This window comes from Bacillus sp. SRB_8 (assembly GCF_003264205.1).
Lineage (GTDB): Bacteria > Bacillota > Bacilli > Bacillales > Bacillaceae_G > Bacillus_A > Bacillus_A mycoides.
This window is the reverse complement of record NZ_NADT01000026.1, coordinates 238,646-249,206: the sequence shown is the minus strand read 5'-3', so window position 1 is coordinate 249,206 and position 10,561 is coordinate 238,646. Positions and strand designations below refer to the sequence as shown.

Annotated in this window: 6 protein-coding genes; 1 reads left to right on the top strand and 5 read right to left on the bottom strand. The window is 34.0% G+C overall.

The genetic code is table 11. The features are described from left to right. Positions 1 to 22: 22 nt before the first annotated feature. Both B5P40_RS23010 and B5P40_RS23005 read right to left on the bottom strand, forming a co-directional pair. Positions 23 to 1,474, bottom strand: coding sequence for an MFS transporter (locus B5P40_RS23010; protein ID WP_012261183.1), 1,452 nt, complete (start codon positions 1,472 to 1,474; stop codon positions 23 to 25). A gap of 303 nt (positions 1,475 to 1,777) precedes the next feature. After that, positions 1,778 to 2,995, bottom strand: coding sequence for an aspartate aminotransferase family protein (locus B5P40_RS23005; protein WP_002032900.1), 1,218 nt, complete (start codon positions 2,993 to 2,995; stop codon positions 1,778 to 1,780). A 270-nt stretch (positions 2,996 to 3,265) separates the two neighbouring features. On the opposite strand from B5P40_RS23005, the gene B5P40_RS23000 reads away from it, so the two are divergent. Beyond that, the gene (locus tag B5P40_RS23000; RefSeq protein WP_113709956.1) at positions 3,266 to 4,645 is read left to right on the top strand and encodes a catalase; all 1,380 of its coding nucleotides are present in this window, start codon (positions 3,266 to 3,268) and stop codon (positions 4,643 to 4,645) included. 218 nt (positions 4,646 to 4,863) lie between these two features. Here the strand turns inward: B5P40_RS23000 and colA are convergent, their stop codons facing one another. The 3 genes from colA to B5P40_RS22985 all read right to left on the bottom strand — a co-directional run bounded on the left by colA (position 4,864) and on the right by B5P40_RS22985 (position 10,375). After that, a complete protein-coding gene (colA, locus tag B5P40_RS22995; RefSeq protein WP_012261185.1) occupies positions 4,864 to 7,500 on the bottom strand; it encodes a collagenase ColA in 2,637 nt (878 codons plus the stop codon). 500 nt (positions 7,501 to 8,000) lie between these two features. Continuing rightward, entirely contained in the window at positions 8,001 to 8,507 is a 507-nt protein-coding gene (locus B5P40_RS22990; RefSeq protein WP_002032903.1) for a hypothetical protein, read from the bottom strand. A 113-nt stretch (positions 8,508 to 8,620) separates the two neighbouring features. Beyond that, positions 8,621 to 10,375, bottom strand: coding sequence for an adenine deaminase C-terminal domain-containing protein (locus B5P40_RS22985; protein WP_113709955.1), 1,755 nt, complete (start codon positions 10,373 to 10,375; stop codon positions 8,621 to 8,623). Between the last annotated feature and the right edge of the window lie 186 nt (positions 10,376 to 10,561).

Genomic DNA, 10,561 nt, shown 5'->3' with positions numbered 1-10,561 from the left:
AGTCCACGTTGCTTTTCACAAATTATGCTTTTTTTCCTGCTTCAATTTCTAAAGATTCTTCATGCCACCAAAGTGTTTCTTCAGGATCCTCTTTAGCAATTTGATGTGCTTCTTTTTTCGATTCTACAGTAGGATAAGAACCTTTTAGTGCACGTCCTGAGGTTGTGACAAACAGTACACTAAACACAATTAATCCAATTACACTTACACCTGTTAAATAAAATGCTGGTGCCAGTGGATTACCAGTAGCATGAACTAAGTATGAACATACGAGCGGTGTTGTACCACCGAATATAGATACAGAAATATTAAAGGAGATAGAAAGCGCACGATAACGTACATCGGTGAAAAAGAGTGCTGGTAATAACGAAGGCAATGTTCCTTCATAAACACTAAGGAAGAAACCTAAAATGAAAATACCCGCAAACATGGCTACAATATGTCCGTTACCAATTAATAAAAATGCTGGAATTGAACATAATGCTAAACCAAGTAAACCAATTTGTACTACGCGTTTATTACCTACTTTATCACTTAATTTACCGAAATAAAGTGCCAGTGGAATCATAAGTGCCATCGTAATTGAAATAATTAATAAGCCAGTTGTTTCTTTGACTTTTAGTACTTGTGTTAAATAAGAAGGAATATACGAAAGGATCATATAGTTTGTAATGTTAAAGAAGGCAACAATTACTGTGCTTAATAAGAAGTCTTTTTTGTGATATTTTAATATATCCATAAATGAAAATTGTTCGTTGTCTTCAGATTCCTCTTGTGCTTTTTCCATCTCTTGAAAGATTGGAGATTCATCTAAATGACGTCGTAAATATAAACCGACCAAACCAATTGGTGCAGCAATTAAGAAAGGAATACGCCATCCCCAGCTGAGCATTTGCTCATCTGTTAATAATAACGTCAAAATGGTAACAATTACCGAGGCAGCAATGTAACCTGAGAGTGTTCCAATTTCAAGACCACTACCGAGTATACCACGCTTTTTATCTGGAGAAGATTCTGCGATATAAACCATTGCTCCTGAATATTCGCCGCCTGTAGAGAAGCCTTGAATCATTCGAGCAATTAAAAGTAGTATTGGTGCCCATACACCAATTTGTTCATAGGTTGGTAGTAATGCGATGAATAATGTAGAAAGTGCCATTAAAATAATAGTTGTACTTAAAACAATCTTTCGGCCGTATTTATCTCCTATTCTACCAAAGAAAATACCTCCGATTGGTCGAACGAGAAAGGCCGCCGCAAATGTACCAAATGTTAGTACAAGTTGCAAACCACTATTATCCACACCTGAGAAGAATAATTGACTTAATATTACCGCTAAATACGCGTATAATCCAAAGTCAAACCACTCCATTGCATTCCCAATGCCAGTAGCAATAACTGCTTTTTTCGCTTGTTTAGAATTGACAATATTAACGTCTTGAGGTTCAAAATTTAAATCATTATTTTGTTGCATATAGTAAAACAGCCCCTTATTTAATTTAACTTCTTTAAGCACACCTTCTCTTACTAGAATAAATTCAATACGAAGCACTTAAGGAAAAGCAACGTCTCCTTATCTGTTATTATTGTTTCACATAATTAATTATTTGTCCAACGAGATGCTTCCTAGATTAAGTAATTTACTATTTTAAAAAGCTGAAGAAGGAGCTATACGAGTACCTTTTTCAGCTTTTTATTTTAATATCTAAATTTATTTTTTTCACCCCTATTTTCTTCCTATTTGAATTAAAAATAAGGTGCTTTTTTATAAAGTTTTTTAAACACTCGCTATAGCTGATAAGCTATGAATACAGGAGATAAACTCATAAATAAATGCATCAATTTCTTCTTTAGTAATTATATATGGAGGAAGTAAACGGATGATGTTCCCTTGTGTAACATCAACTAACATTCCTTTCTCCATTAGCTCCACCTGTAATTTCTTAACATTTTCATTCTTATCATTCAAACTAATTCCAAACATCATTCCAGCATGACGTACTTCCTGAATATAATAAGAATTTTCTTTCTGAATTTCTTGCAATTTATCATTTAGATAGTGTGATGTTTCATACGCTTCTTGCATTAAACCATCGTCAATCAATGTATTTAAAACCGTTAACCCTAAAGCCGTTCCCATTGAAGAATGAGCAAACGTTGTGCCGTGATCTCCTGGTGCAAATACGTCACATAACTTTTCACCTACAATAATTCCGCCAAGCGGTATCCCGCCTCCTGCTCCCTTACCAATTTGAATAATATCCGGTGTAATATTGAAATTTTGATAAGCAAATAGTTTACCAGTTCTCCCCATACCACTTTGAACTTCATCAACGATAAGAATGACATTATATTTATCACATAAGTTTTGAACACCATGTAAATATTCACCCGATAAAGGGTATATCCCCCCGCTACCTAATACAGGCTCTAGCATAATCGCAATTGGATTTTCTTTAACAATTGTTTCTTCTAATTGCTCTATATTCTCGCGCTCTACTTCATATACTGGAATCGATGTTTTAGGGAAATTTTGATATACACTTTCTTGTCTCGTAAAATGAAGTGCCCCTAACGTACGCCCGTGGAAGCTATTCTTCAGCACTACGATTCCTTCACGTTCCTCATGCGTATTCACTCTATATTTATCAATTAATTTCAACGTTGTTTCTGTCGCTTCCGTACCAGAGTTTGTAAAAAAGACTTTTCCATTTTTTAAAGAGCAATCAACTAATTTCTTTGCATACTCAATCGCAACTGGGTTTAAAAAATGAAATGGGAGATGCAGAGATTTCGTAACTTGTTCCATTGTCGTTTGCACGATTTTCGGGTGATTATACCCTAATACGTTCACTCCGACACCAGAAAATAAATCTACATACTCTTTACCATCCACATCATAAAGCTTGCACCCTTCTCCTCTTTCTATTGCAACCTTCGTACGACAATACGTAGGCATCATATATTCTTTATCTAATTGAAACCAATCCGACATTTTAAATTCCTCCTAGTTATTTTCCCTGTTTATTTATGTTCATTCTCTATAAAGTCATGTATAAATTCATTTTTAAGATTGTAATTGTAATAGTAATTTTCTTCCCGATATTCATTTTTCCATAATTTCTTCTATTTCAACAGGTCCACTACATACACGTTTTTTTCATCTAGCGGTCTGTTACTATTTTGAACTTTGCGTGTCATACATAATCAAGGCTATAAAATCATATTTAGTAACAATGGAAAAAAAGATTTGGAGGCTATATCGATGGATGAAAACTATGATAAACAGGGACAATCTTTACTAGGAAAAGGCTTTAATGAAAATGGAGAACGTAATGACCAAGCTAAACTTCACTCTCAAACAGTTGGTTCACGTGGACCTATTTTAAAGCAAGATAATGTACTGCACGAGGCGTTACAAGAATTTATTCACGAAAAAATTTTAGAAAGACCTGTTCATGCAAAAGGATTTGGTGCATTCGGTTATTTTCAAACGATATATCCGATGTCTGAACATACAAAACTAAGCTTTTTACAAAATTCAAATGAGAAAGTTCCTGTTATGGTTCGATTTTCATTAGCTGTTAGTACGAAAGGAACACCTGATACTTCTAGAAATGTACGGGGTTTTGCTACAAAATTTTATACAAAAGAAGGCGTATTTGATCTTTTATGTAATCACCTTCCTGTCTTTTCTGTTCGTGATCCGATGCGTTTCCCTGAAACTATTAATGCGTTATTGCCTTCACCTAAAAATAACTTAATAGACCCTGATAGATTTTGGGATTTTGTTGCTAGAGCACCCGAATCCATTCACTTTGTTGTCCGTTTATACTCTGATGCTGGTACGGCAAAAAGTCTTCGCCACATCCCAGGACATAGTGTAAATACATATGTTTGGAGAAATGCTCAAGGTTATCGAAAGTACGTAAAGTATCATTGGTATCCATTTGAAGGTGTACAATTCATTACTAGTGAGGAAGCAAATAAACTGGCTGCCGAAAATCCTGATTATAGCGGGAAAGATTTATACGATACAATTGAGGCTGGTAAAGCAGTGGAATATGGTTTATATGTCCAGCTCATGGATCCTAAAGATGAAACAAACCTTTCTTATGACCCTTTAGATGATACAAAAGTATGGGATGAAAAGGAGTATCCTCTTATACCAGTAGGCAAAATGGTATTAAATAAAAATCCTGAAAACTATAAAGAACAAGTAGAAAAAGTCGCTTTCTCCCCTTCTAATTTACTAGACGGTGCAGAACTATCAGATGATAAAATGCTGCAAGGTCGTGTTAACATTTATAGTGATTCTCAAAGAAGAAGAATTGGACCTGAATTTCGTAAAATAGCGATCAACCAACAGCAAGATTGGACACCTGCTAATCAAGCAACTAGCGGTGACGGAAGATACGTTGAAGGAAAACTTGAAAGAGCTTCTATAACTAAGAAAGACGACTTTGGGCAGCCTGGTGAATTTTATGAAAAGTTAACACAAATAGAGAAAGAACACCTTGCTGAAAATTTAGCTAGTGATTTGAACGTTATATCCGATGATATTAGGAAGATAGTTTTGGGGTATTTCGATCAAGTATCAACTGATTTGAAAACAAGCATTGGGACAAAAATGAAAGAGCATTAAGAAGATTAAAACATGCTTTACGAATGAGAATTCAAATCTATATTAATTATTTTCTTGTCAAAATCCAATGAGGTTATATAATTTAAAAATATAAAACCAATATACCCCTGTTCTAATTATAGAACAGGGGTATATTGAAGTAGTTTAATGTTTAACATTAAATACTTTATTTAACTAAAAAATGCGATAAGTAGCCTTTCAAAACAAACTATAGTAAATTATTTTACTTGCACTGTATAATTCCCTGTTCCACCGCCATACTTATATACACTTAAGTAATATTTCCCTGGCTTCGCATTATAATTTCCAAGCAATTTGTTTCCATCACGTTTAGTTGCATAAGCTACATAATTATTTAGATCTGATTCAGAATATAATACCCAGTTCATTCCAAGGTTTTGTTCGTTCGTAACAGAAATCTGTAAATCTTTTTGATCCTTTACATCGATAACAAATTTATCCCCCTGATCTTGATCGCTTAAGTTTCCTCTTAATAAAGTGTTCAAAGATAGTGGATTCGCTGTATCAAATGAATTATTCGGTTCTTTTTCTACAGCCGTACCTTCTTCCGTATTCACTCCGCTAAATACAATATCATATTCAAATTGTCCAGCATTATTAACACGGTAATTTACAAAATAAGCAGTCAATGTTTTATATCCAGTCCACTCTTTTCCTGAAAGACGTTTCAACATATCATTTGTTGCTTGATTCATCACTTTCCAGTCCTCAATTTCTCCTTTTGCCGCACTTCCTGTATATGTCCCCTGTAGTGTAAATGTATTAAAGAATTGTGATTTATTTTTTGTTACCTTCACATCTTTTAACTTTGCCTCATTTGTGATATCTGATGTAACATCCGAAATCGATTTTGGATCATGCTGCGCTAAGTACTCATCTGATACTTGTGGAATTGTATACTTATCGCGATTATCAATAAGCATTTGCATATAAGATTGATAGTCTTCATTTAATTTATTATCTTTGCTTAATGTAGAACGATATGCGTCGTAACTTGAAACATCATTTGCACGAATTAAATCATGCACTTTATCGAACATTTCAGGACGGTTATTATACATATATGATTGCAATGCAAACGAATAGTTATAAAAATCCCACGTTCCATATTTCGCATTTAATGTTTGTGCTGCTGTATAACGTTTTGCAGGATCATAAGATAATCCACCAATTATACTTTTTCGTGGTACTACACTATCTAATCGCGTTGAACCTGCAAAAAACTCTGCATTCCCTTCTTCAAACCATGTTAAACGTTCATTTTGATACATTTCCCCTTGGCCCCATAATCCCTGAACCTCGTATCTTCCCTGTAAGTAGTGTGTAAATTCATGGCGGAACAATTCTTCCAAACTATAAATACTTTGCTCTGGTGTACGTTCATATGTAAAGAAAGTTCCCGTTCCTTCAATGTACATTCCACCATTATTCGTTTCATATCCATACAATTGACGGTTAAATTGATATTCATCTGGACTATTATAAATAACCATCGTTAACACATCATCAACATGTCCACTTTCAAGTGGTTTATCACTACCAACTGTACGATAAAATTGAGAGCGTACTTCTTTTGCCGCCCAGTATAGACGTTTAATTTTCTCTTCGCTAACTTTATCCCCTGTTTTAAAGACAATAGCTCCATCATCAAACGTATACGTTTTCGGTAAATATTTCTTTTTACCCTCTTCTCGAATTTGATCTAAACTTATTGTTTTTCCGTTCGCATCTACTCCTCCGTAATTTGTAGTAATTTGTTCTGCTGCAACAAAATATTGCTCCCCTAAATGTGGATAAATCCGCATCGCTTCTGTAACAACTTGCTGGCCTTTTGTTGGTGTACTATAAAGCTTGCCTAATCGACCAGCATAGTAAATTCCATTATTAATTAACCATCCGTTTTTATTTGTTACAGTACCAATTAGTGCAAAACGATTTACTTCATTAATAAAGTTATCAATATTGCGATACCACATCGTATCTTTTGGCTCTTTTCCAGTCGTGTACATATCCGTCTGAATATCAAAGTCAATTCCCTTCATCAACTCATAAATAGCGTCTCCTTTCGTTCGGTCTTCAATGAAAGTTGCAAGATTATCGTTATATTGTTTAAAAATTTCACCTGCATATAAAACCGTTTCAACATCAGCCGATGCATTTCCAATTAATTTCCCATATGATGAAATAACTTTATTTTGTTCTGATGTACCAAGTTTGAAATTCGGATTTTTTGCAATTGTTTTTAAAGCCGGTAAACATTTATCATGGTAGCTACGCTCATTTAGTTTGCTTAATTCATCATGGTAAAAACCTAAATAAAATGCTGCACGTAGAGCTTCTACTAACGTTTCAATCCCTTTTGAATCATCTTTCGTATAAGTTTGACCTTGTTCTGCTAGTTTATTAATGATTGCTTGCATTCGGCTATCATCTTGATAGAACTTGAGACTATCACTATTAAACTGAAATAACTCCGGGATTTGATACCATTTAATCGTCACAAGAAGATCAGTTAATTGTTTGTTACTTAATTGATTTAACTCAGCCATCGAATACTTTTTTTCTTCAGCTAACGGTTTAACATCCTCGTTTGGTGCTAGCGGACGCTGCGATAAATCCGATAACTTTAACCGTTTTGTAAAAGATGCATTTTCTTGTACTGTTGAAGAGTGCGCCAACTCATCAACAGATTTCTGTATTCCTACCGGCTCCATTTGTAATACGCTCTTCACATTTTTCTCTTTTGTCTCTGCTTGAATTTGCAAACCATTACATGATATTGTCACTAGTCCCACACCAAGAATCAGCTTAGAAATTTTCGAATATTTAACCATACCATTGCCCCCTAATAATTTTAAAGAAAATTCAGAATATTAAAACCAGAACATACTTATTTGTATGTATTTACAGTTCCGCTATAAATACAAGTATGATCAATGATGCAATAGTAGCTTGTTTTATACTATTACGAATACAGATTCCTTACATACAATTCCCCTTCCTTACATTTAATACAAGCAAAAACTGTGCCAATGCTATTTCTTATGAATAGCCAACATTCTTTTATTAATACTGTAGAATAAAATATACATAGATGGTTCAGCACTGTATAAATCTTTTGACACAAAATCTAATTTTTATGAAGAATAAATTCATTGAATGTTATGTTCATTAGCCAGTAAATAATTTTCAACTAACAACATCCCAAATTTTTAAATCTCTCAAAAAAAGGTAAACAAACATATTACATAAAGCTAATATGTTTGTTTACCTTTTCCTATTTCAAATCAACAGAAAATATCGTTTGATAAAAACAGCATTAATAAGTATTTTGTTATTCATTTCTCTTTTTCAGATAATCTTTTTCACATTGTAACGTTTTGTATTCCACTATTTTTCCTGGCTTCTTTTTCGTTTCGGTAACGATCCACTCCCCTTTTTCAAGTTTAAGATGTTTCATAACATTTGTATCGTCTATTTCTTTATAAAGTAAAAATGCTTCAAGCGGCTTTACAAACAACCTAGGCTCTCCTCTATATCCACCACTTTCAAAAGCTTTAGTTAACGAATTATAATAAGTATCATTTTCCCGTCCACCATACATGAAGTGTGCAGCGTCTAAATCTCTTTTACTGACTTCCATAAACCCACTCTCATCAATCTTCAAATTAAAAGCGGATTGAATATCCTTCATTATATTTCTCACATACTTTTCATCACGTATTTTACTTTCTTCCAGACAATCCGAAGAAAGCCTTGGTACATCTGTTTGAGAATGTACAACCTGTTGAATAGATACACACAAAATAAATATACTTAAAACATACAATAGTTTTTTCATATTTAAACATCACCTCAAGTAATTTAGATACTATATTATTTGAGGCTTAAGATATTCTTATGCTAGGAATGTGAAAGGTCCTATAAAATATACTTTTTATAGGACCTTTCCTTTTAATATTGGTTTATTAAATTTTCCGGCGAAGCAAGTACCTTACTACTTTTCACATCATATAATCCTATAGGTGTTACCCTTATAAAAGGCAAGTGCGTCGCAGAAAAGAATAAAATCGTAAATGATGGGTCGTTATAAGCGTATCCTCGCTCTTGTAGTAATTCCACCATCTTTTTCTCTTTATGTATTAATGCGCTCATTTTTAAATCGGACATAATCCCGAGCAATGGTAATGCAATTTCGTGTAACACTTCATTTCTTTCCGCTATTACCATACCGCCACCTAGCTCTTTTACTCTATGAAAAGCTGTAAGCATATCTTCTTTCCTTTTTCCAATAAGAATTATGTCACCTGTACCGGAATAAGAGCTAGCAAGACCTCCTAATCCATTCGCAAAACCTTTCACAACTGTATTCACTCGCCAAGTGCCATCACGAGCAATCATCATAAGGAAACATTCATCATGTTCCATGGAAAGTTCCTCACAATCTAAGTCGATTTCGTTAACATATGGTTTTGTTATAACATTGTTTAACAAGTGTATACCCGTTTTATCAGAAAAAATCATATCCTCTTTTTCTATGGACCAGTCTAATGATAATGGAGTTACTTTAAATTCACTCCAGTCTATATGTAATGATTTATTTTTGTTTACTCCGTCACGCTTCACCCATTTCCCCTTTGCTATTACACTAATTGGTGCCGGGTTTTCTTTACTTTCCAAAATATTAATATTGGCGATTCTACCTGTGGCAATCGAACCATGTAAATGCTCCATATTATAATAACGAGCAATATTATAACTTGCCATATGATAAGCATCTATTACTGGAACTCCTTGCTTAATCGCTATTTCTATCATCATATTTGTCATTCCGTTTTCATAAAATGACGGATGTGAACCGTCTGTTGTGAAAATGAATCTATCAAATTGTTTCACACCTAATTCCAATAGTTCTTTCAGTAAAACTTCTAAATCCGGCCGAATAGAAGAGTTTCTTAGAGAAACAGTATAACCTTGCATGAGCCGAGTTAACGCCTCTTGCCCTGTCATCGCTTCATGATCACAATCCGTACCTAATAGTTTTAACTTTGCTAAAGTTGTTTCAGATGCTCCGGGAAAATGTCCTTCTACTTTTTTCTGTAATCGTTTTGTTTCCTGCACCCAATTTAACATTTCATCATCGCCATGTAATAGTTTTGGCCACGCTGTTAACTCGCCGCCTTGAAGAACCGCTTCATGCTTTAACCATTCTATTATTTCTTCACTATTAAATAAAGATTCCCCGTTTTGCAGCTCCGTCTGCCCATCAAAACGACACCACCAATACATACTTGCTGGAATCTTTTTAAATTCATCTAATAAACGAAATGCTTCTTCACGTTGTAATGTGAAAAATAAAGTTAAATTATCATTAATAAAAGTTGTTGTCCCAAATTGCATCGCATGATTTGCTAAAGTTTCTGGATTGTATAATTGATATGGATGTGCATGCGGTTCTATGTAACTAGGAACTACATACTGCCCTTCGCAATCAATAACTTCACATTCATGTAGTTGCTCTGGTAATTTTCCTCCTACGTATACAATTCGGTCATCATATACCCAAATATTTGCTTGCATCCACTCACGCAAATAAGAATTTAAGTATGTTGCATTCTTTAATAATATGTGTGGGCTTCTTGTGCCATCTAATACTTCAACATGCTCTCGTAATTGCTTGTTAGTCCATTTAAAATGATTTTGTTCCACTGTATTCAACTCCAAATCAAGTCATAATTATTTTGGTTAAAACGAGAAATATTTAACTAACTAAAGTATTTTCTATTCATAACTCCCCTATAGATACCCCTATACCTTTCATTATATGGAATGATTGTAAAAATAACAATTTTCAGAACTCTACATGTACCTCTTTGATCCACAATAAAAAGGATG